A 19,746-nucleotide genomic window follows, 5' to 3' on the forward strand; every position below is an offset into this window, starting at 1 on the left:
TGGCCAATAGCAAGATTCACGGTTTGTTACGCAGTGCGCCGGGAGCTCAGGGTTTGAAGTTTTTCATCAATTTGAACAGGTGGCCGGGCCAGATCCAGCGTGCTTGGGGCGGCTCGCGAGTCTCACCGAGAGCGTCCAGAAAGGTTTTGTTGGAAGCTTCACCGTCAGGCCCGTTCACGTTTGAAACCGGGTGAGTTGGAACGCTTGCTGGTTCCTCTGGCTTATAGACACGGCGGTTAGCCACATCCAGTACATAGCCGGCGGCCTTGCCGTATTCGGTGAGGTTCCACACCCCGTTGACGACTTCGAAGAGAGCCTCGGAGGGGGGGAGTTTTATGTCCTTGTGCGTGGTGGTGACGATATGGTCCGCCGCCTTGGCGTAGTTGAAGGTGACGTACTCACTGCAGAGGGGGGGTTGATCCGCACCTTCACTGGAGAATTTTTTCACCATACGCTCCAGGAACGGTATGCCGCCAAAGTGGGAGTACACCCCAATGCCCGGATCCAGGATGTGCTTCACAAAACCCGGGTCAATACGGCTGCTGCCGAGCGCTGAACTGGACAGTATCCGTGAAGCGATGGTGGCGTCCTCCGGCTTGAAATCGAACGTCGTCCAATACTCATCGACGTAATAGCCATTATTGCTAATGAGTTGGCGACCGTCGCTGAAATAACGATAGTCAGCGAGTGCATAAACCAATCGGTCGACGTGACGTAGATCCGCACCTTCTGAATGTGCATAAGCGTACATATCCGAGATCAAGGCACGGTCATCGAGGGTGAGAAAGTCGTTGCGATTTTGAGTGCCGTTTTCAAAGGTCGCGGGTGGAAGGGCAACGGGTGGTTCGCCATTGTGAAACATGCGCGAAATGAAGGTCTCACGACCGTTAATGGGGACTGGCTCAGGATAAGAAACACCTGAAGGCGCCATCGACTGGACGGTTTCCCACGCCACCCTTCGCTCGTTAACCGTGAAGGCGCCGCCGTTGTCGCGGGCGATCAGGTTGAGTTGGTCTCGCCCGAGTCCCTTGAAGGGGTTGCTGTCATGGCCGTTGAGGAAACCTGTCGCTTGTCGCGCACGGGCCAGGAGTTCAGGATTATTGGCCGTTGGAATCTCTGCGTCGTGTTGTGCCTTGTTGGCGAAATACTGTTCGTCGGTGATGGGTTCTAGGGAGTCGGCGTTCTTTTGGGCCATGGGCGTTTCCGCACGCTGTGCCGCATCACTCAATTGACGCGCCAGGATTGAGACGGTCATGGTGCCGTCATTACGCATAGAGAGGGGTGTATCAGCCTCGGCGTTGTCAGGCGAGACTGTGGACGGAATAACAATGCCGACGGAATCATTCGTCACGCGATTGTTTGACGAGGAGGTATTAGGGCTGATAGTGATCATTAGTATTCACCTTGCGTTAGGCATGTGAATGGTCATGTAAAAGTTTCTTACCTATCCAAATACCCGTAGCCAAATTGGCTGCGGGCATCACACCACACTAATAGCTATATTTAATTGTCACAGAATCAACGCCGGCAGGACGAGCGTAAGGTGGAGTGCCGCCCAATACCGTATGAAAAATCGTAACTTTTGAACCATGACCGAATGACTGATTGTTAAAATCCATCAGCACACCCGAAGAACTCGGAAAGATATCACGACAATCTTTTTCAGCACTGAAGGAGCGAAAGTAACACAGCTCAACCTTCTCACTCAGTGTCCCAGGATAGTACGTTGTACTCCACCGAATTTCTGATATCTGCTTGGGGTCTTGGAGTGTTCCTGAGGGAATATCCGCAGCCAGCACGCTAAAGTTTGCGAATTCACGACTCGGCACAGTATTAGAATTGGACAGTACCAATACGGGAGTTGGTGCCACCGTTTTAGTAAAGACGCCCTCCGCCGCCAACACGGAATTTTTTGTAAAAATAGTTAAAACAACACCCACAGCAAGCCAAACCTTATTGATACTTTTCGAGCTCTTCATAATCTTCACCCTAGTTCACAAATTAATACCTGAGGTTCCAATCATTCCAGCAGTAGGAATCACACCACTACCCTTGCACGATTTTTCAATTCAAGTAAGGCACCCGCTTCCTAAAAACATGAAGCCCTTATCTGTAATACTTACAAGTAGGACTTTGTCAGTAACTTCCTAGTCCCGCCTCCCCTCTATTAAAAACCCCTGTTCCAAGGCATGATGCCGCCCTCACATCAAGGACGATAAAACCGTGAAAACCACCCTCACCGCGCTGCTGTTGATTGGCTTGGCGATGCCTGCATTCGCCGACACCACGCCCATCGGCTTCAAGAGCATCAACGTCCCTGATGCACAACGCCCGCTGCAAATGGTGGTCTGGTACCCCGCCGCCACCGCAGCTACGCCTGAGTTGATCCGCGATGACGCCGTGTTTTTCGGTGCCTTGGCAGTGCCCGATGCGCCGGCAGCGAGCGGCGAACATCCGCTGGTGGTGCTCTCCCACGGCTACGGCGGCAACTGGGGCAACCAGGTGTGGCTGGCCAGCGCCCTGGCCCATCAGGGTTACATCGTGGCGGCGGTCAACCATCCCGGCACCACCAGCAAGGATCGCAGCCCCCAGGCCGCTGCGCAGTTGTGGCAACGGCCCAAAGACTTGAGCCGGGCCATCGATGCGGTGATCGCCCAGCCGACGCAGTTCGGCACCGTGGCAAACAACCGTATCGCCGTGGTCGGCCACTCCATCGGTGGCTGGACTGCCATGGAAATCGCCGGCGCGCGTTTCGACCCGGACCTCTTCGCCCGCGACTGCAACACTCACCCTAAATTGGGCGGCTGCATTGGCTACCAGCAGATCAAACCCGCCGCGACACCGGCGGCGAAGGCCCAACTGGCCGCTGACCTGCGCGACCCACGCGTCGGCGCCGTGGTGACCCTGGACCTGGGCCTGTCGCGCGGCTTCACCGACGCCAGCCTGGCCGCCCTGCCGGTGCCAGCGCTGGTGATTGCGGGGGGCGTGCCAACGGAAGATATGGACCCCAACCTGGAGTCCGCCGATATGGTCAGGCGTATGCCAAAGGCCTCGACCGAGTATGTGGAGATCAGCGACGCTACGCACTTCAGCTTTATGTCGATCTGCAAGCCGGGTGGCATGGCGTTGATCGAAGAAGACTCGCCGGGCGATGGCATGATTTGCCGTGATGGCGAGGGGGCTCGGCCAAGGGCGGTGATTCAGCAACAGGTGCTGGATCTGATCACCGGTTTTTTGGGGCGGACAGCGGCACGGCGCGCGGCGGCCGATTTTTAGCTGGTATCATCCCGGGCCTGTACAACCCGGGGAGAACCACATGAACCGCCAGAAAAAACTCCAGCAGCTCTTCAAGGAAAAAGCCAGGAAGGCCAACGCCAAATTGGCGCCGAAGAAGAAGGACAAGTACATCAGCAAGGCAGACCGGGAAAAGCTCGCGGCCGAAGCTGCCCAGGACCCAAGCCTTTCCCCGGAAAGCTGACTCAGCAACCGCTCAACGCCACCTGCCGCCGCTCCCCCGCAAAGAAAAACGGCCGCAACCGCACGCCCACGCTGTTGCCGATAAACGCCGCCACCAGCCATACCCAGCCATGCAGGCTGCCCGAGGCGATGCCGCTGAAGTACGCGCCGATGTTGCAACCGTACGCCAGGCGCGAGCCGTAGCCGAGCAGCAGGCCGCCGATCACAGCCGCCACCAGCGAGCGCGCCGGAATCTTGAGGCTGGGGGCAAAGCGCCCGGCCAGGCCGGCGGCCAGCAGCGCACCGAGGACGATGCCGATGTCCATCACGCTGGTGATGTCTTCCCACACCGGCGCGGCCAGGGCCTTGGCATTGCCCGGCATCTGCCAGAACGCCCAGCTGGCCACGTCCACACCCAGGCCGCTGGCGACTTTGGCGCCCCACAGCGCGAACGCCGAGGTGATGCCCCAGGGCCGTCCCGCCAGCGCCAGGGTGGCGTAGTTGAGCAGGGCCAGGCCGATGGCGCCCCACACCAGTGGCCACGGCCCGCGCAGAAAGCGGCGCAGGCCTCGGTGCTCACTTTTCACGCCCTCTTCCAATTGACCATGGCGACCCTTCTCCAGCCGTACGGTCACCAGCGCAATGATCGCGAACACCGCCAGGCTCAAGCCCAATGCCGGCACCACGCCGAAGCTCTTGACGATGGACACCGCCGGGAACGCCGGCAGCCCGAACCACCAGTCAACATGGTGCGTGGCGATCAACGAACCGCAGATAAAGAACAGCAACGTGACCAGCATGCGCGCATTGCCGCCGCCGACGGTGAACAGCGTGCCCGACGCACAACCGCCGCCCAGCTGCATGCCAATGCCGAAAATAAATGCCCCGAACACCACCGACACCCCGGCCGGCGCTACCAGCCCGGTCACCGGCTGCCCGAACAGCGTGCCCGCCCCCAGCGCCGGGAAGAACAGCAGCACCGCCAGCGCCAGCATCACCATCTGCGCGCGCAAGCCAGCGCCACGGCGATCATTGATGAACACGCGCCAGGCCGAAGTGAAACCGAAGGCGGCGTGGTAGAGGGTCAAGCCCAGTGCCGCGCCGACCACCAGCAACAACACCTGGTGCGAACCGACGCTGTTTTGCAGGAACAGGGCGCCCAGCACCAGGATGATAAAGGCCACCAGCGGCGCGACGGGTTTGCGCGCGGGGGTGAGAGGCAGAGAGGTACTCATGGGGAATCTCGGTCTGTTTGAAAGGAGTAGGCTGCGAGGGTGGCGAGTATACCCTTGTGTGTAGATAATCCCGGGATGCGTGTGGCCTGACGTCGCCCCTTTCCTCCATCAGCCGGTGAACCCGTGGCCAAAGACATCGAGAACCCGTGCGTTTCCCTCTGCCAGCTCAGCGGCGACCTCTGCGTCAGTTGCGGACGCACCAAGGATGACATCCGCAAATGGAAACGCATGAAACGCCCGGAGAAGATGGCGGCCGTACAGCGTGCGACACAGCGCCTCAAGGCGTTGAAAAAAGCCAGGTAAAGCTGTTCATGCATCTGTGGCGAGCGGGCTTGCCACAGATGCCTGCTCACCACGATTGGCCCGCAAGATGGGGGTCAACCCCGCCCCACCGACCCCGACACCGGAAGATCACCCAGCAGCTTGAGCCCGGTGCTCTTCACAAACGTCGCGTAGTCCATCGGTTTCTGGATGCGCGTCTCGGCGTTGGGCAGCACATAGGCCCAGGCGCGCTTGCTGGAGGCGTCATACACCAGCTTGAACAACCGCGTCGGCACCCAGACCTTGTTGTGGCCGATGGTGCCGTAGCCCGGGTCGAACAACGGGCCGGTGAACACATACACGTCGCCACCGGCACGCACGGCAAACTTGCGCACGTCGGCCTCGACCTTGCTCCAGACCTTGCGGTTGTTGGTGGGGTCCTGGGGCACCATGTTCGACAGGGCAAAAGACTGCGCCATGGCGTGCGCGTCAGGCGCATCGGCGGCCGGGGCCTGGTGACCACGGTCCACGGCCGGGTGCTGGCTGCGGTAGTCGCTCAGCTCCGCGCGGCCACCCTGGGGAATGCGCGGGTCCGCATAGAACTGGTTGGTGCGCTCCTCGCCTTTGGCGTCTTTCAATTGCGCGGCATTCAGGCGCTCGACGACCACCAGCGGGGTCTTGCTGGTTTGCGAGTACAGCACCGCAAAGGTGTCCGAACACAGGGCCAGAGGCTTCATCGACGCCGGGACGGTGGCGGTGTTGATCGGTCTGGTGGCAGGAAAGAGTTGGGCGCAACCGTCAAACGAACTGCGCTGCTGGGTGGGGGTATAGGGATTGGCGAGGCTGCGTGCGTCTACAGCGGTGGAGAGCAAAACGAGGGCCGACAGCCCGACTGCAACGTTGCGTAGGTACATGCGTTAGATCTTATGGTAAGGGTAAACGGACACGCGCGAATATTCGTGCGGGGCCTATGGACCCTCAGATACCTGTTTGGTGCCGCCAGGCTTTCGGTAAAGGTTGAACCTCTCCTACATGCAAGGGTTCAGAACCCTACATCCTCGGAGGAATTTTATGACCCAGACAGCCTTAGTCGTCGGCGCCAGCGGCATCGTTGGTAGCGCCATCACCCAATTACTGCTGGACAACCAATGGCAGGTTGCCGCGCTCTCACGCAGCCCCTCCCAGGTGCCCGGCGTGATCCCGATAAGCGCCGACTTACAATCCCCGGCCACCGTACAGCAGGCACTGACCGCGTTAAAACCCACCCACGTATTCATCACCACTTGGTCGCGCCAGGCCACGGAAGTCGAGAACATCCGCGTCAACGCCGCCATGGTGCGCAACGTGCTGGACGCCTTACGCCCCACCGGCAGTGTGCAACACGTAGCGCTGGTCACCGGGCTGAAGCACTACCTCGGCCCCTTTGAAAACTATGGCAAGGGCAGCCTGCCGCAAACTCCGTTCCGCGAAGACCAAGGCCGCCTGGACGTGGAGAATTTCTACTACGCCCAGGAAGACGAAGTGTTCGCTGCGGCCGAGAAAGATGGTTTCACCTGGAGCGTGCACCGCCCGCACACCGTCACGGGTGTCGCTGTGGGCAATGCGATGAATATGGCGACCACCCTCGCCGTCTACGCCAGCGTGTGCAAATACACCGGGCGCCCATTCGTGTTCCCAGGCTCCCGCGTGCAATGGGACAGCCTCACCGACATGACAGATGCGCGGCAATTGGCCCAGCAACAGCTATGGGCAGCCACCACGTCAGCGGCTGCCAACCAGGCGTTCAACATCACCAATGGCGATGTTTTCCGCTGGCAATGGATGTGGGGGCAGATTGCCGATTACTTCGGCCTTGCACCAGCACCGTTCCCAGCCGCGCCTGCCCCACTCGAGCGCCAGATGGCCGACGACCAGGCCACTTGGAACCAGATCGCGGCGCAGTACGGGCTGAAAGAAGCCGACATCAGCCGACTCATTTCGCCATGGCACACCGACGCCGACCTGGGACGGCCGATCGAGGTGGTCACCGATATGTCCAAGAGCCGCCAACTGGGTTTCACCGCTTACCAGGCCAGCGACCAGGCCTTTTTCGACGTGTTCGATCAGTTGCGCGATGCACGGCTGATCCCTTGACTGGATAGCGGCAGCACGACCACAAACTCGCTGCCCCTGCCGTGTCCTTCACTCATGCCCGTCACTGTACCGCCGTGGGCTTCGACCAGTTCGCGCACCACGGTCAAGCCAATACCCAGGCCGGCGCTGTTGAAACCGATGGCGTGGGCATCTTGCACATAAGGATCAAAAATGAACGGCAAGGCCTTGGCGGTCACGCCAATGCCGTTGTCGGCAATGCTGATCTTCAGTTGCCCGGCCTCTACGCTCACCACCATCGCGATACGGCCAGCCGCTTGCGTGTACTTGGCTGCGTTGCCCAGCAGGTTGTGCAGGATCTGCGCAAGCCGTACGGGGTCGCCGTACAGGCTCGGGATAACATCCGGCAACACCACATCGAATTGCTGCTTTCGACCGATCATCACTGGGCTATAGGCCTCGACAGCGGCATTCAGGATACGCAGCATGTCCACCTCGCGACGGTGGATGCGCAGCTTGCCGGTGCTGGCACGCGAGACATCCAGCAAGTCATCGACCAGTTGGGAAATATGCTGGACCTGGCCCTCTATCAATTCACGCATACGCGGCAGTTCGTCGCTGGGTAGCCGGACCATGCGCTCGGCAATCAGACTGATAGGCGTCAGCGGGTTGCGCAGTTCATGGGCGACCATCGCCAGGATGCGTTTCTGCTGACCTAACGCACGTTCGGCGGTGACCTGCAGGTCCTGGGCGCTGAGTGCGGCGAACACCAGTTGCGCATTGGCTTCGCGCAGCTTCTGGAACAGCAGTTGGTCCTCTACCTTCGGCGCCGCGACAGTGTCGGATTGGGCCAGGAGCAGTGCCAGCACCAACTGCTGGTTGGCCTCGATCAGTTGCTCGACATGCTGGGTATCCTCTAGGCGAGTGTTGGCGCCTTCCAGTTGTTGCTGCAGCACAGCCAGTACGGCACGGGCTTCAACGATTTTCTGGCCGAGCAGGAACAGCTCATGGGCCGCATTGGCCACTTTACGCGCGTCCTCTCCCGCCGAATTACTCATGGGTCAGTTCAATCATTGTGGTCTCCTGTGCGCTGGGTCGTCGGACGCCCACCCAGCAGCCCCTCCTGGTCAGCGAGCATCTCGCCGATCTGCAGGCCATCGTCATTGATGTGGTATTGGCGCAGCTCGTCGCAGTGGGCACTGGCGCGCACTTTGACCACGGCCAGGATGCGCAGCAGGCGGCTGCGGACTTCGATGTAGCGCTGCACGATGATCGCGTCCGTCAGGAACGCGGTGCCGTAGGGGCTGAAGCGCAGGTCGGTGTAGCGGTCTTCCAGCTCTGAGGTCATCAACACGCTGACCCCGGCGCGGGTCAACGCGGTGACCATACGTGACAACGACTCACGGAAGTCTGCGCGGAAGGTCGGCGCCAGGGCCAGCTCAAAGCCCGACAGCGAATCGATGACCACCCGCGTGGCGTTCAAGCGGCTGATTTCGCTGAGCAGCAGTTGGACAATTTCGTCGATCGACAGGTCCGGCGCCCGGCTGTCTACCAGGCTGACCTGGCCGCTGCGGATCAAGTCGGCCAGCGTTGCGTTTTGCGAGTGGTTGGGCCGTTGCTCGAACACCGCGATCACACCGGCTTCGCCATTGCGCGCGCCCTCGGCCAGGAAGGTCGCTGCCAGGATGCTCTTACCCGACCCCGAAGGCCCCGCCACCAGCAACGAATAGCCACGGGGCAGGCCGCCACCGAGCATCTCATCAAGGCGTGGCACGCCCATTTTCAGGCGCTGCATGGGCAGCGATCTCGGCGTCTCGTCCGGGTTGAGCGGGGCCGGTGCGAACACCCTGATGCCTGAACTGGCGATACGAAAGGTGTGCAGCCCCGGCAAGGTCGGTTGGCCGCGCATCTTCATGATTTCCATCTTGCGCACCATCGAATTGCGCTCGACGCTCTGGCGCAACCAGATCAATCCATCGGCCACGGTGAAGATCGGGTTGGTGTCGGTCTCGGTGAAGTACTCGCCGATCAGGAAGGTGGTCGCTTGCCACGTGGTCATCAACATACCCAATTGTTGTACGAACTGCGGCAGGTTGTTATTGGGGTTGTGCTGGGTCTGGCTGGCCAGCACCACCGAACGGAAGGAGTCGACAAACACCAACGACGGCGCATGCGCCTCCACTTCGCTGACAATCCGGCGCAGCACTTCGTCCAGGTCGCCGGCCAGGGTGTCGTCGGCCAGGTTGATATAGCGGATCGACTGGTTGATCGCGTCGCTGTCGAAGAAGTCGAACTGCTGCTGATAACGGAGCATCTTCAGCGGCGGCTCGCCCAGCACGGTGAAAAACAGCGCCGGACGCTCGGGTGTCGCCAGGGCAAACATCATCTGATGCGCCAGGGTGGTCTTGCCACAGCCAGGCGGACCGGCGATAAGGTTGAACGAAAACTCCGGCAAACCTCCGCCCAGCACCTCGTCCAGCCCTGGCACACCGGTAGCCAGGCGGTTGATCGTTACTTTGGTGCTCATGGCGAATTTTCCTGCGAAGGGGTGTCGCTCAAAGAAGGTTCCCACACGTCGCGTAGTAAACGCGCGGTCAGCGAAGGCCCGATCAGCGTGGTGAGCAAAGTGTAAAAAGTGGTCAGCAGCACCTCACCGAAAAACAGCGCATCGGCCTCAGTCTGCTCAAGCAGTACGGCTTTGAGCCCGGATCTGTCAGGCGTGGCTTGCACACGATCGTGCATGCCGGCCAATCGCGCATGGGCCGAGGCACTGAGGTGCAGGCTGCGGCGCAGCAAGGCGACACAGCCTTGCTGCCCGATGATGGGCGTGAGTGCTGCGTCCATGTCCTGCAATATCGACGTGATCGCCTCGGCGATGCCTGCGATATCCACGGAGGGACCAACACGGTGCGCCAGAGAAGCTACGATCTGGCGGCTCTCTTCGCTTAGCGTGGACATGAAGGGCTGATATCCGATGAATTGATACCCAGCGTACACCCTCTGGCATTCGTCCGAGGGTTTAATGAGCCATTATCTGCGCCCCCATGCGCCGCCCGGGTTTGAAACCATGGGCACGGGCGCTCCAGGCAATCGCCAGCGACACACCGATCAACAGCAACATCGCCCACGGAAACGAGGCCACGCCCCAGGTCTCGAGCAACACCCCACCGACGACACCGCTGCCGGCGATAGCGCTGTTCCAGGCCACCACATTCAGCGACAGCGCCACGTCGGCGCCATCGCCCGCCGCATCGGCCAGGGCGGTCTGCAGCAGGGTCGCGGCGCCGCCGAAACTCAGGCCCCACACGGCCACGCCGAGGTAGACCACTTCCGGCAGGTTGCCAAAAAGACCCAGCCCAAGCGAGACGACCGCGAACACCGCCAGGCTGACGAGCACGGTCTTGCGCAACAACGACTCAACGAGCCTGGCCGTGAGCCAGATCCCTGCCAGCGCGGCAACCCCGAACACCAACAGCACCAGGTCGACCCGCTTGGCCAACCCCGCCGGCGCCACGAAGGGTGCAATGTAGGTGTACAGAATGTTGTGCGCCAGCATCCAACTGATCACCACCGCCAGCACCGGCCGTACGCCCGGCGTGCTCAGCACCTGGCCCAGCGACATACGTTGATGGGCGGGCTGGGGAGCGTAGTCCGGGACTTTGACCAACACCCACGCAATCAACACCAGACTCACCGCCGACATCAGGCCAAACGTGGTGCGCCATCCCACCAACCCACCCAGCCAAGTGCCGAGCGGTACACCCAACGACAGCGCAATCGGCGTGCCGACCATCGCCAACGCCAGCGCCCTGCCCTGCTGGTGCGGCGCGACCATGCGCCGGGCGTAACCGGCCAGCAGGCTCCAGGCCAACCCCGCTGCCACACCGGCAAAAAAACGCGCCACCAGGGTCACACCGTAGTGGGACGACAGCGCGGTGATGGAGTTGAACAGCAGGAAACCGACGATGGTCAGCAACAGCACATTGCGCCGGCGCCAGCCACGGGTCGCGATGGTCATGGGGATCACCGCCAGCACCGAGCCCAAGGCATACGCGGTGACCATCTGCCCGGCCATCGACGGGGAAATCGCCAGGCCGTCACTGATCAACGGCAACAGGCCGGCGGGCAGGGTTTCGGTGACGATGCAGATAAAGCCGGTCATGGCCAGGGCTAGCAAGGCGCCGATGGGCAGGCGGTCGGATGACTCCGATAAAGTGAGTGAAGGTGTCACGGGTAACTCCTTGAGCGAGATTTAAATACTGATCGATACAAATGTTGCGACCGGACATAGCGCGTTGTCAACGACATATGTATCGACTAGTATTTATCTCGCTTCCCCCACCGGAGATCCGCCATGGCACAAATGGGCCGCCCCCGCACCTTCGACCGCGATCACGCCGTAGACCAGGCCTTGCACCTGTTCTGGCAGCACGGCTACGACGCCACCTCACTCGCCCAACTCAAGGCTGGCCTGGGTGGCGGTATCTCCGCGCCGAGTTTTTATGCGGCGTTCGGTTCCAAAGAGGCGCTGTTCGACGAATGTGTACAGCGCTACCTGACGACCTATGCACAGGTCACCGAATGCCTGTGGGACGAAAGCCTGTCGCCGCGTCAGGCGGTTGAAACGGCGCTGCGCCAGTCGGCACGCATGCAGTGTGAAGACGGGCATCCCAAGGGTTGCATGGTGGCGCTGGGCGTGATGAGTGCGCCGAGCCCCGAGAATGCGCGGGTGGCGAATGGATTGACGCAATCGCGGCTGCGCACACGGGCGGGGATTGTGGCCTGTGTGCAGCGTGCGATACGTGCAGGGCAATTGCCAGGCACGATTGACCCGGCGGTGATGGCGACGGTATTTGACAGTTTCCTGCAGGGCATTTCGATCCTTGCGCGCGACAACGTACCCCACGCCAGCATCGACGCGGCGATCAGCCAACTGCTGCTGACCTGGGATATTGCCGCGTCTACGGCGCCGCCGATTCGTCCCGGCATTGCATCAGGAAATCCACAAACGCCCGCACCCGATGCGGCACATAGCGACCATGGGGATACAACAAGGTAAACGGCCGTGAACGCCCACCGAACGGCTGCAGGACTTCTACCAGGCTGCCGTCAGCCAGTTCCTGCTCGACAATAAACTTGTAGGTCTGAAACAACCCCGCGCCGTGCCTGGCCAGGGTCACCCCGCCCAGCACATCATCGGAGCAGCTGTACCCCGCCTGCCCCGCATACTCTTGCGCCTTGCCATCCACCTGAAACAGCCAGGAGATACGCCGGCCATTGCTGGGCAATTCGTACTGGATGCATTCATGGGCGGGCAGATCTTCCAGCGTCTGTGGGATGCCGGCGCGTTCAAGATAGGACGGTGCCGCGACCACCACCAACTCGGCGTCTTCCAGCAGGCGCGCAATCAGCGATGAGTCGGGCTGGGCGCGCACACGGACCGCCAGGTCGTAGCCTTCGGCGACGAAGTCGATATTGCGATTGCTGATGTGGATATCCACCGTCACCTGCGGGTACAGCGCACGAAACCTGGGCAGTAGCGGCAGCAGACGGTGATGGGCGTAGGTGGTGGGAATACTGATGCGCAACAGGCCGGACGGCACTGCTTGCGCGCCCATCACCTCCTGTTGCGCTTCCACCAGTTGGGTCAGGGCCTGGCGGCATTGTTCGAAGAAGGTGCGGCCACTGTCAGTGAGGCGGATGCTGCGCGTGGTGCGCACAAACAGCCGCGAGCCCAGGCGCTCTTCCAGGCGTGAAATGCTGCGGCTCACGGCCGCCGGCGTGACACCGGCAACCTGCGCGGCGGCGGTGAAGCTGTTGGCTTCGGCGGCGAGGCAAAACAGCTCGATGCTGCCGAGCTGCAGGTCTTCGAAATGGCGTTTCACACTGGGTCCACCCGGTTACGGCTGCGGGGGATTGCAACACGTCCTCGCCCAGTGTGCCACTGCTTGCTTACGCCGTTGGCTCGATCAGGGTTGTCAGCCGCGCGGGGTTTGCAAGGCGTGGTACCCGTAGTCTGCGCGCGCTTGCCGCAATGGGACACCGGCGTCGATGGCCGTCGCCCACCGAGCCCCCCTCCAGGCCAACAGGTCCGTAGCGCAGGGTCCAGGCTTTGCCCGTAAGGCTGAAGGACCGGTCCAGCGGCTTGAGGTCGGTACAACTGAGGGCGTCCAGGCGTTGATGAATAGAGCGTTGCATGAGGAAGGCTTCCTTGTGTCGAGGGGTTAACCTGCGTTCGCCGCCAGGCTGAGCGCGTGGATCTTGTCGACAATCTGCCGCGAAGCCTTGCGGATTGCCGTCGTTGTGGTGCCTGCAATATGCGGTGTGAGCTGGGCATTGCCGACGCCTGCCAGTGGCGAGTGGAAGCAGTCTTTTTCCAGGGCGAAGGTATCGATGGCGACTGCTTTTATATGCCTGGGAAACGCCGTCATGAAACTCGCCAACTGCGCTTCATCGACGATGCCGCCGCGCGCGGTGTTGATCAGTATCGAACCTTGGCGCATCTGCCTGAACTGGGTCAGCCCAAACAGGCCGCGGGTCAGCGGGGTCAACGGTACGTGGATCGAGACCACGTCGGCCTCCCTCAGCAATGCTTCGAGGGTTTGCCGGCGCTCAAGGCCAAGGCTGCGCGCGACCTGGTCGGTAAAGCGTTCCGAACCGGTGGCGATGACCTTGAGACCGAGCGCTCCCGCCTTGCGTGCGACCTCTTGAGCGATGCTGCCCGTGCCGACCACCCCTAGCGTGAGTTCGCCGAACTCCAGGCCTGGCGCCAAGGTGCCCTTGGACCAGCATCCCTTGTGCGTTTCAGCGTTGTAGTGGTCCAGGTCCCGGGATAAATACAACGCCTGGGCCAGGACATATTCAGCAACCGCAATCGCGTTGGCGCCTGGAGTGTTCAGCAGGGTCACGCCACACTGCTGGGCCGCTTGCCGGTCGATATGGTTGACACCCGTACCGGCTTGAGCAATAGCGCGCAGCGGCGTTGGCAGAGCCGGTGACGCAGCGTTGCGAATCAGTTCGCCCTCAATGGGAATATTCAGGCGCGTCTTGAACACGCTGTACCCTCCGGCCAACATCACGGCCCCCATGAAAGCCTGCCGGTCGTGACCGTTGATCTCGGTGTAGTGAATGCGCTCGCCATAGTGCTCGCGGATACCATCCTTATCAGTGAAATAGTAGAGATTCAGGGTGACGACCAGGCCCAACGCGAGGAATCGGTCGACTTCCTCGAATAACAACGGCGGGCCGGGTGCATCGAGTATCAGGGTGGTGAATGCCATGCTTGTGATCCTCTTGAAAGGCGCACAACCGCGCCGACAGCCAGGTCGCCCCGGCTGTCGGCGGGTGCTTTACCAAGTGTGTAGTCCTGGCCCTTGTAGGTTCATCGGTTCAAGCCTCGATAATTAATACAGATCCCTTGTTTGCACTCCACCGCGTGGGTGGAAGCAAAATCATCAATGTCACAGGCCGAAACCACCGCATCGCAACGAACGGATGTCCCCCTGTTATCCGACAGAAAGCCCTCAGATCGGTACCCAAAAGCGGCAAAAAATCTGAAACAAGTTATTACACTTCAACGTGAATCAATCATGTCGCCGCTTTTTCGACAAAAGACCTTTTTGGAATAAAACGCGCATAAAAAGATAGCCAGCTTATGAACGGTTTCCCGATCCGACACTGACTATTCTTTTTCAAGCAATTGATTATTAGGGGTTAATGAAGGGAGTCAAAAACGCGGTACGCCCAGAAAGCACTCACGCCGACAGGATGTGCCAGGTCATTCTTAAATAATTCTTCATAAAGGCCTGACCCCATATGCAGCGGACGATCCCGAGCCCTTGGCATCGTGCCCGGCCGCGCAGGGGTGGACTCGGGCTCAAACGACGAGCGCAAATAAGATAGAAAATGACTGTTAATCATTGGGCAAAATAAAGGCGCTCCAAAGAGCGCCTTTATTCATTTCAACTCACTGCTCGCTGATGGATTTCACATCCGCCTTGGCAGCGCCACCAATCGCAATGCGTTTTGGCTTGGCTTCCTCCGGTACCACCCTGAGCAGGTCGATGCTCAGCAGGCCGTTGGAAAGCTGCGCGCCCTGCACTTCGATGTGGTCGACCAGGCGGAACGACAAGCGGAACGCGCGCTGGGCGATGCCCTGGTGCAGGTAGGTGATGCCCTCATCGTGTTCGCGCTTGCCGCCGGCGACGGTCAACACGCCTTTTTCCACCTGGATTTCCAGGTCATCCTCCACCAGGCCTGCGGCCGCAATCACGATCCGATAATGATCGTCACCGTGCTTTTCGACGTTGTGAGGTGGGTAGGTGGTGCCGGCCTCGCTGCGAAGCGCCGATTCGAAAAGGTCGTTGAAACGGTCAAAGCCGACAGAGTGACGGAACAGTGGGGCCAACGAAAGAGTAGTAGCCATTGCAAAATCTCCTGAGGTTTCTCCAAGTGATTTGATACGCGACCCGCATTCGGCATCGCGTAAAACCTAAGTAGGTTCAGGCTGGAAATTTTCAAGCGGCGCTCACAAAATTTTTTTATCCGACACGATGAGCTCCCGACGAAAGGCTGACACAACGGCGCGCCAGGACCGTCGTGGGGTCAACCAGGGCGACCCGGTGGGCGCCGATCTCGAACGCCTCGCAATGCGCCAGCACCAACGGCAACTCGGTACACCCGAGAATCAACACCTTCGCCCCTTGTTCACACAAATGCTCCGCCGCCAGCAGCAACTGCTCACGGCACACGCCAGCGGTAAACCCCGCCTTGATCCCCCGTTCGCCGTAGATCGCCTCCATCACCAGCGCCTGGAAATCAAAGCCGGGAGTGATGAGTTGCAAGCCGCAGCGCCGCGCGGCCTGGTGGTAGACCTGGCTCATCGGGCGGGGTTGATCGAGACACGGCGCATCGGGCGGTGGACGTATTACAAGCGAAACGAAGCAACCATCAGCGCCCTTACCAAGATCATAGGCAAGGAGCTTTAGTTTTTTATCCCAGGATATCGAGAAATCCCGATACCCCACTGATACTGAAACGAAGTAATGCAATGAAAGCGATGATGCTTGAATCATTTGGCGACCCGGATTCATTCGAACCCTGCGAGGTACCCAAGCCTGTGCCGCAAAAGGGTCAGGTGCTGGTGCGGGTCCACGCAACTTCCCTCAACCCGCTGGATTACCAGGTACGACGCGGCGACTACGCTGGCCTGGTGTCCCTCCCCGCCATCACCAGTCATGACGTTTCCGGTGTGGTCGAAGCCATCGCGTATTCATGCTGGGACTGGAGCAATACTTTGCGGATGAGCCACAGGTTTATCACATTGAGGGGGCGGTTTTTACCGGTGGAGGTGAGACTCACTGCTAAGTGAAGAACCAGAAACGGACTCGTCTTGCTCTCTTAAAAAAATCGTCTATTACTACATATTCATCACTCAATGCACGGTCCACCGCAGTGTGCGCAATGTTGTACGTTAGGAGAAACGTATGGCGAAGAAAAGCGCACCCAGCGCTACTGCGGCCAAGGCGCCCGTACGCACCCGCAAGACAGTCAAGACAGCAGACAAGCCGCCACCGGCAGTCACCCCGCCCCCCGACAGTGATGTGGCGCAGATCAAAGCGTTTCGCCAGCAACTGGCCGAGCGGGGCTACGAGTCAGTGTTCGACGTCGTCCGTAAGGGCCGTGCCGAGACGATATCCAGCTATCTGGGCAAGAAAACTGCGAAGCGCGAGCGGGCTGCGGCGCAACAGTTTTTTGAACAGGCCGAAGCCCACGCCGCAGCCTTGACCCGGTTGCATCGCCGGTTGACCGCACGCGGCGAGCCGATCGCCCAGGCCATCGCCAAGCTGGGCATTGCCTATGATGCCGAGTGGCTGGATCGCGCCCTCGGCTCCCGCGGCAATTATCAAGATTGGTTCGGCCAGAACCTGCTCTATGCCAATCCCGATTCGATGGGCTCGCTGTTTTCCCCTGGCAAATACCTGACGACGCTGTACCAGGTCGCCAAAGGGCTGCATCCCGCCACCCATGGTTTGCAGTTGGATAAGCGGCGTCCCGACCTGAGTCGCCTGCCGTTGAGTGACAACAACCTGAACAAAGAAATATCCCTCTTGACCCTGATCCTGGAGGTATTGGAGCAAGGCGTGGTGGGGGATGCCGAAGAACAGCTGCGCACCAAGGTTTATCCGACGAACTTGCCTTACAACCATGCCAGCGAGCAGATCCGCCAGGGCTTGGCTGCCTTGAAGAGTTCGCAAGCCGAAATATGGGCCACGCTGGGCGATAACGAAGCGCGCGCGTTCTCATCTATCCCCTTTGATGCATGGAACACCGAAGTACTGACCCCGGGCTGCGTGCGCGATCGGCTGGCGTTATCGCCTGAGGAGTTCGGGATACTGACGCAGGGCATGCAGAACACCCAGGCCACAGTCGGGCGATACTACGGTTTGAGCCGAATTGCGGACATGACGCATGTGGGGTCGGAGGCCACTATTACAGCGATTCAGAAGGATCGGTCCTTGCTGGAACGTACTCAGCTGGACCAGGAGACGTTGATGCAGGCACTGGGTGTGGGTGCCATTCAGAGAGATGTGGGCGATCGCACACTCGAATACCGTAAACCGGTAGAACTAAGGATCGATCACTCGTCTGATGATGGTGGCTATTCTTTAGTCACGATCTACGACATAAGAATAGATAGGGAGGCTGATCAGATTACTTGGGTGGCTCAGGTAACTGCCCGGTATACCGTCACCTCTGCATATATGGAAGATGCGTCACTCTATATTGAAATGCGCTGGGGAAACGAATCGGTCACGAGTGACGACCCCATGATCCATTGGAGTAACGGCACGCCGGCAGGAGTGACGCGAGAAGTGAGAATAACCTTGGATATCGACTCAGGAGTGCTGAGCCGATCTGATTTTGTTCTAACCTTTGTTCTTGGGTATTCCCCCCCCTACCGACCCAGGCCTCGGCAATATGTATCAAACGGCCCAATCTCCCTGGAGTGGCCGTTGATTGCCCCGCAGAAGTACGGCGCCCGCTACATTCACGGCTGGGATAGTGACGTCAACCCCTACCCCCCTCTGTATGCGTACGTAGGAACACGGGCAGGGCACCCCGCGACGCCGCCTGCCAACAACCCGGCGACCAGCAGGCTGTACAACCGTCACGGTCAAAGTCTGGAACGGCTCAATCGCGTGATCCGGCTTCAGCGGCGCGTCGGGATGACCTTCGAAGAGCTTGATTGGTTGATCGTGGCGGCGGCGGTCAACCTCTACGATTACCCGTTGACCCGGCCACTCCAAGCCTTGGCCGTCTACCTGCCGCTGCGTGAACGCTACGGTTTTTCCGTCAATGCCTTCGTTGCGTGTATCGGCTCGATCAACACCTACCACCGCACGGGCGAGCAGTCGTTTTTCCGGGAGTTGTTTGGAAACGACGATTTTCTCAATACGCGCCTGTTCCTGTCGCCACCGCGCGACGATGCACCTTCACAGGCGGCACGCGCCATATTGTGCCAAGGGTTGGGCATCAGTGCCGATGTGCTCATCCTACTGGCCCGCTTTCTGCCTGGGGTCATCGATGATGGGGCCGCCAACGGCTATGTCCTGCCCGCCCTGGATATAAAGCATGTAGACGCACTCTATCGGTTGGTGGCGATCCCACGCCTGTTTGGGCTGGCTCCGGACGAAGCATTGCAGTTGTGGGATCTGCTGGATGCACGGGGCGTGATCGCTCAGAGTCTCAGCCGGCAAGAGCGGCCGGTGGCGGCAGCGCTCGCGGCGTTGGAGCGCACGGGTTACCTGGCGGACTGGATGCAGCGCGAAGGCCTGGATGCCGCCCGTCTGATTGTGATGACCTCCCGCGACTATCGCCAGGTCGCGACACCGGAGCTGCAAAGCTTTTTCCAGAACATCTACAGCACGCTCAGTGGGCAACCCGGTGATACTCGCAGCGATCAGGCGCTGTTCGAACTGCTGTGTCGGCACGTCGGTGCACAGTTTGGTTTGAAACCGGGCACGTCCCTGCGTCTGATCGAATGGATCGATGCCGTTGCCGCTCGCTTGAACCCGGCATTTACCGGCTACTCGGTGCTGACCTTCTGGGAGCAGATCCAAGCCTATTACAGTAGCCCGGTGAGGGGGTTATCGACCCTGGAATCGGACCTCCCACAGTTGGTGCAATACGCAAACCTGCTTGCCCAGTTCGCCCTGCTGTGCCATTGGGCGCAACTCAGCGAGCAGGACCTGGCACTCATCATGCCGCACCCTTCCCGTTCGCTGCTGACCGGCGAATTATTGCCGCCGCTTCCCGACCTGCCATTGCTGTTGCTGCTGTCACGCTACCGGCACTGGCAGAAATTGCTGGTACTGCCGGTGGCCGAAGGGCGGCGGTATTTGCAGCGCGCTGCGGCCGGCGAGTTGACGGCGCCCGCAGACATAGCGGAGGAGCTTGCGCTGTTACATGGCTGGGACAAAATTCAGGTACTCGGCTGCATGAAATTACTTGCCGTCGTGCCCAGGAGCTTTCGTGAGCTGTACCCGCTCGTCGCGCGCATGCAACTGGGGCAGAAGCTTGGCCAGGCCCCGACGGATCTGAGCCTCCTGGATCTGTTGGCCGGAACGATACCCGACCAGAATACGCTTGAACAATTCGCCTCCAATATCCTCGCCGCTGCCCACGCCTGAACCGGAGGCAT

General features: G+C 60.1%; 17 protein-coding genes and 4 pseudogenes. 9 read left to right on the forward strand and 12 right to left on the reverse strand.

Annotated features, from left to right (window positions below):
* Positions 1 to 46 precede the first annotated feature (46 nt).
* Both LUU92_RS19625 and LUU92_RS19630 read right to left on the reverse strand, forming a co-directional pair.
* On the reverse strand, positions 47 to 1,393 hold the full coding sequence (locus LUU92_RS19625) for a hypothetical protein (RefSeq protein WP_257102519.1): 1,347 nt from the start codon (positions 1,391 to 1,393) through the stop codon (positions 47 to 49).
* Between the two features lie 97 nt (positions 1,394 to 1,490).
* A complete protein-coding gene (locus tag LUU92_RS19630; protein WP_130898114.1) occupies positions 1,491 to 1,979 on the reverse strand; it encodes a hypothetical protein in 489 nt (162 codons plus the stop codon).
* Positions 1,980 to 2,223: 244 nt separating this feature from the next.
* On the opposite strand from LUU92_RS19630, the gene LUU92_RS19635 reads away from it, so the two are divergent.
* On the forward strand, positions 2,224 to 3,276 hold the full coding sequence (locus LUU92_RS19635; protein WP_257102520.1) for an alpha/beta hydrolase family protein: 1,053 nt from the start codon (positions 2,224 to 2,226) through the stop codon (positions 3,274 to 3,276).
* Between the two features lie 40 nt (positions 3,277 to 3,316).
* A complete protein-coding gene (locus tag LUU92_RS19640; RefSeq protein ID WP_071490178.1) occupies positions 3,317 to 3,478 on the forward strand; it encodes a DUF2986 domain-containing protein in 162 nt (53 codons plus the stop codon).
* 1 nt (position 3,479) lies between these two features.
* Here the strand turns inward: LUU92_RS19640 and LUU92_RS19645 are convergent, their stop codons facing one another.
* Positions 3,480 to 4,691 (reverse strand): YeeE/YedE family protein, encoded by a 1,212-nt coding sequence (locus LUU92_RS19645; protein ID WP_071490179.1) that lies wholly within the window; start codon positions 4,689 to 4,691, stop codon positions 3,480 to 3,482.
* Positions 4,692 to 4,814: 123 nt separating this feature from the next.
* Between LUU92_RS19645 and LUU92_RS19650 the strand changes: the two genes are divergently transcribed.
* Positions 4,815 to 4,994, forward strand: a complete 180-nt coding sequence (locus tag LUU92_RS19650; RefSeq protein WP_058425670.1) for a DUF1289 domain-containing protein — start codon at positions 4,815 to 4,817, stop codon at positions 4,992 to 4,994.
* 74 nt (positions 4,995 to 5,068) lie between these two features.
* Here the strand turns inward: LUU92_RS19650 and LUU92_RS19655 are convergent, their stop codons facing one another.
* Entirely contained in the window at positions 5,069 to 5,866 is a 798-nt protein-coding gene (locus tag LUU92_RS19655; protein WP_071490180.1) for a DNA/RNA non-specific endonuclease, read from the reverse strand.
* 157 nt (positions 5,867 to 6,023) lie between these two features.
* On the opposite strand from LUU92_RS19655, the gene LUU92_RS19660 reads away from it, so the two are divergent.
* Positions 6,024 to 7,085 carry an SDR family oxidoreductase gene (locus LUU92_RS19660; RefSeq protein ID WP_257102521.1) on the forward strand — a complete coding sequence of 354 codons (1,062 nt, stop codon included), beginning with the start codon at positions 6,024 to 6,026 and terminating at the stop codon, positions 7,083 to 7,085.
* On the opposite strand, the gene LUU92_RS19665 is transcribed toward LUU92_RS19660, so the two are convergent.
* From LUU92_RS19665 to LUU92_RS19680, 4 genes are all read right to left on the reverse strand, one after another.
* Complete coding sequence (locus LUU92_RS19665) at positions 7,055 to 8,101, reverse strand: sensor histidine kinase (RefSeq protein WP_257102522.1); 1,047 nt, start codon at positions 8,099 to 8,101, stop codon at positions 7,055 to 7,057. The two genes, LUU92_RS19660 and LUU92_RS19665, sit on opposite strands and share 31 nt — an antisense overlap.
* Before the next feature lie 8 nt (positions 8,102 to 8,109).
* Positions 8,110 to 9,570: an ATPase domain-containing protein gene (locus LUU92_RS19670; RefSeq protein ID WP_257102523.1), complete on the reverse strand. Its 1,461-nt coding sequence runs from the start codon at positions 9,568 to 9,570 to the stop codon at positions 8,110 to 8,112.
* Entirely contained in the window at positions 9,567 to 10,001 is a 435-nt protein-coding gene (locus LUU92_RS19675) for a hypothetical protein (RefSeq protein ID WP_257102524.1), read from the reverse strand. Before LUU92_RS19675 ends, LUU92_RS19670 begins: the two co-directional genes overlap by 4 nt.
* Before the next feature lie 61 nt (positions 10,002 to 10,062).
* A complete protein-coding gene (locus LUU92_RS19680; protein ID WP_257102525.1) occupies positions 10,063 to 11,274 on the reverse strand; it encodes an MFS transporter in 1,212 nt (403 codons plus the stop codon).
* 123 nt (positions 11,275 to 11,397) lie between these two features.
* Here LUU92_RS19680 and LUU92_RS19685 point away from each other — a divergent pair, with 123 nt between their 5' ends.
* On the forward strand, positions 11,398 to 12,102 hold the full coding sequence (locus LUU92_RS19685; RefSeq protein ID WP_092250632.1) for a TetR/AcrR family transcriptional regulator: 705 nt from the start codon (positions 11,398 to 11,400) through the stop codon (positions 12,100 to 12,102).
* On the opposite strand, the gene LUU92_RS19690 is transcribed toward LUU92_RS19685, so the two are convergent.
* The 4 genes and pseudogenes from LUU92_RS19690 to LUU92_RS19705 form a co-directional block, all read right to left on the reverse strand.
* Positions 12,005 to 12,928, reverse strand: a complete 924-nt coding sequence (locus tag LUU92_RS19690; RefSeq protein ID WP_100490118.1) for a LysR family transcriptional regulator — start codon at positions 12,926 to 12,928, stop codon at positions 12,005 to 12,007. The two genes, LUU92_RS19685 and LUU92_RS19690, sit on opposite strands and share 98 nt — an antisense overlap.
* A 339-nt stretch (positions 12,929 to 13,267) precedes the next feature.
* On the reverse strand, positions 13,268 to 14,323 hold the full coding sequence (locus LUU92_RS19695) for an NAD(P)-dependent oxidoreductase (RefSeq protein ID WP_071490188.1): 1,056 nt from the start codon (positions 14,321 to 14,323) through the stop codon (positions 13,268 to 13,270).
* 686 nt (positions 14,324 to 15,009) lie between these two features.
* The gene (locus tag LUU92_RS19700; RefSeq protein WP_071490189.1) at positions 15,010 to 15,468 is read right to left on the reverse strand and encodes an Hsp20 family protein; all 459 of its coding nucleotides are present in this window, start codon (positions 15,466 to 15,468) and stop codon (positions 15,010 to 15,012) included.
* A 115-nt stretch (positions 15,469 to 15,583) separates the two neighbouring features.
* A pseudogene (locus tag LUU92_RS19705) lies at positions 15,584 to 15,922 on the reverse strand (aspartate/glutamate racemase family protein); the annotation flags it as partial.
* A 3-nt stretch (positions 15,923 to 15,925) separates the two neighbouring features.
* Between LUU92_RS19705 and LUU92_RS19710 the strand changes: the two are divergent.
* The 4 genes and pseudogenes from LUU92_RS19710 to LUU92_RS19725 all read left to right on the forward strand — a co-directional run.
* A pseudogene (locus LUU92_RS19710) lies at positions 15,926 to 16,030 on the forward strand (transcriptional regulator); the annotation flags it as partial.
* Positions 16,031 to 16,092: 62 nt separating this feature from the next.
* A pseudogene (locus LUU92_RS19715) lies at positions 16,093 to 16,308 on the forward strand (alcohol dehydrogenase catalytic domain-containing protein); the annotation flags it as partial.
* Positions 16,302 to 16,409, forward strand: a pseudogene (locus tag LUU92_RS29270) (antibiotic biosynthesis monooxygenase family protein); the annotation flags it as partial. The pseudogenes LUU92_RS19715 and LUU92_RS29270, both read left to right, overlap by 7 nt.
* A gap of 119 nt (positions 16,410 to 16,528) precedes the next feature.
* Complete coding sequence (locus LUU92_RS19725) at positions 16,529 to 19,735, forward strand: Tc toxin subunit A (RefSeq protein ID WP_257102526.1); 3,207 nt, start codon at positions 16,529 to 16,531, stop codon at positions 19,733 to 19,735.
* Positions 19,736 to 19,746 lie beyond the last annotated feature (11 nt).

The organism is Pseudomonas extremorientalis (assembly GCF_024584605.1).
Taxonomy (GTDB): domain Bacteria; phylum Pseudomonadota; class Gammaproteobacteria; order Pseudomonadales; family Pseudomonadaceae; genus Aquipseudomonas; species Aquipseudomonas extremorientalis.

Coding starts and splice junctions, on each gene's coding strand:
- LUU92_RS19625 (WP_257102519.1), bottom strand. CDS start 1,393: ATGATCACTATCAGCCCTAATACCTCCTCGTCAAACAATCGCGTGACG.
- LUU92_RS19630 (WP_130898114.1), bottom strand. CDS start 1,979: ATGAAGAGCTCGAAAAGTATCAATAAGGTTTGGCTTGCTGTGGGTGTT.
- LUU92_RS19640 (WP_071490178.1), top strand. CDS start 3,317: ATGAACCGCCAGAAAAAACTCCAGCAGCTCTTCAAGGAAAAAGCCAGG.
- LUU92_RS19645 (WP_071490179.1), bottom strand. CDS start 4,691: ATGAGTACCTCTCTGCCTCTCACCCCCGCGCGCAAACCCGTCGCGCCG.
- LUU92_RS19655 (WP_071490180.1), bottom strand. CDS start 5,866: ATGTACCTACGCAACGTTGCAGTCGGGCTGTCGGCCCTCGTTTTGCTC.
- LUU92_RS19660 (WP_257102521.1), top strand. CDS start 6,024: ATGACCCAGACAGCCTTAGTCGTCGGCGCCAGCGGCATCGTTGGTAGC.
- LUU92_RS19665 (WP_257102522.1), bottom strand. CDS start 8,101: ATGAGTAATTCGGCGGGAGAGGACGCGCGTAAAGTGGCCAATGCGGCC.
- LUU92_RS19670 (WP_257102523.1), bottom strand. CDS start 9,570: ATGAGCACCAAAGTAACGATCAACCGCCTGGCTACCGGTGTGCCAGGG.
- LUU92_RS19675 (WP_257102524.1), bottom strand. CDS start 10,001: ATGTCCACGCTAAGCGAAGAGAGCCGCCAGATCGTAGCTTCTCTGGCG.
- LUU92_RS19685 (WP_092250632.1), top strand. CDS start 11,398: ATGGCACAAATGGGCCGCCCCCGCACCTTCGACCGCGATCACGCCGTA.
- LUU92_RS19695 (WP_071490188.1), bottom strand. CDS start 14,323: ATGGCATTCACCACCCTGATACTCGATGCACCCGGCCCGCCGTTGTTA.
- LUU92_RS19700 (WP_071490189.1), bottom strand. CDS start 15,468: ATGGCTACTACTCTTTCGTTGGCCCCACTGTTCCGTCACTCTGTCGGC.
- LUU92_RS19725 (WP_257102526.1), top strand. CDS start 16,529: ATGGCGAAGAAAAGCGCACCCAGCGCTACTGCGGCCAAGGCGCCCGTA.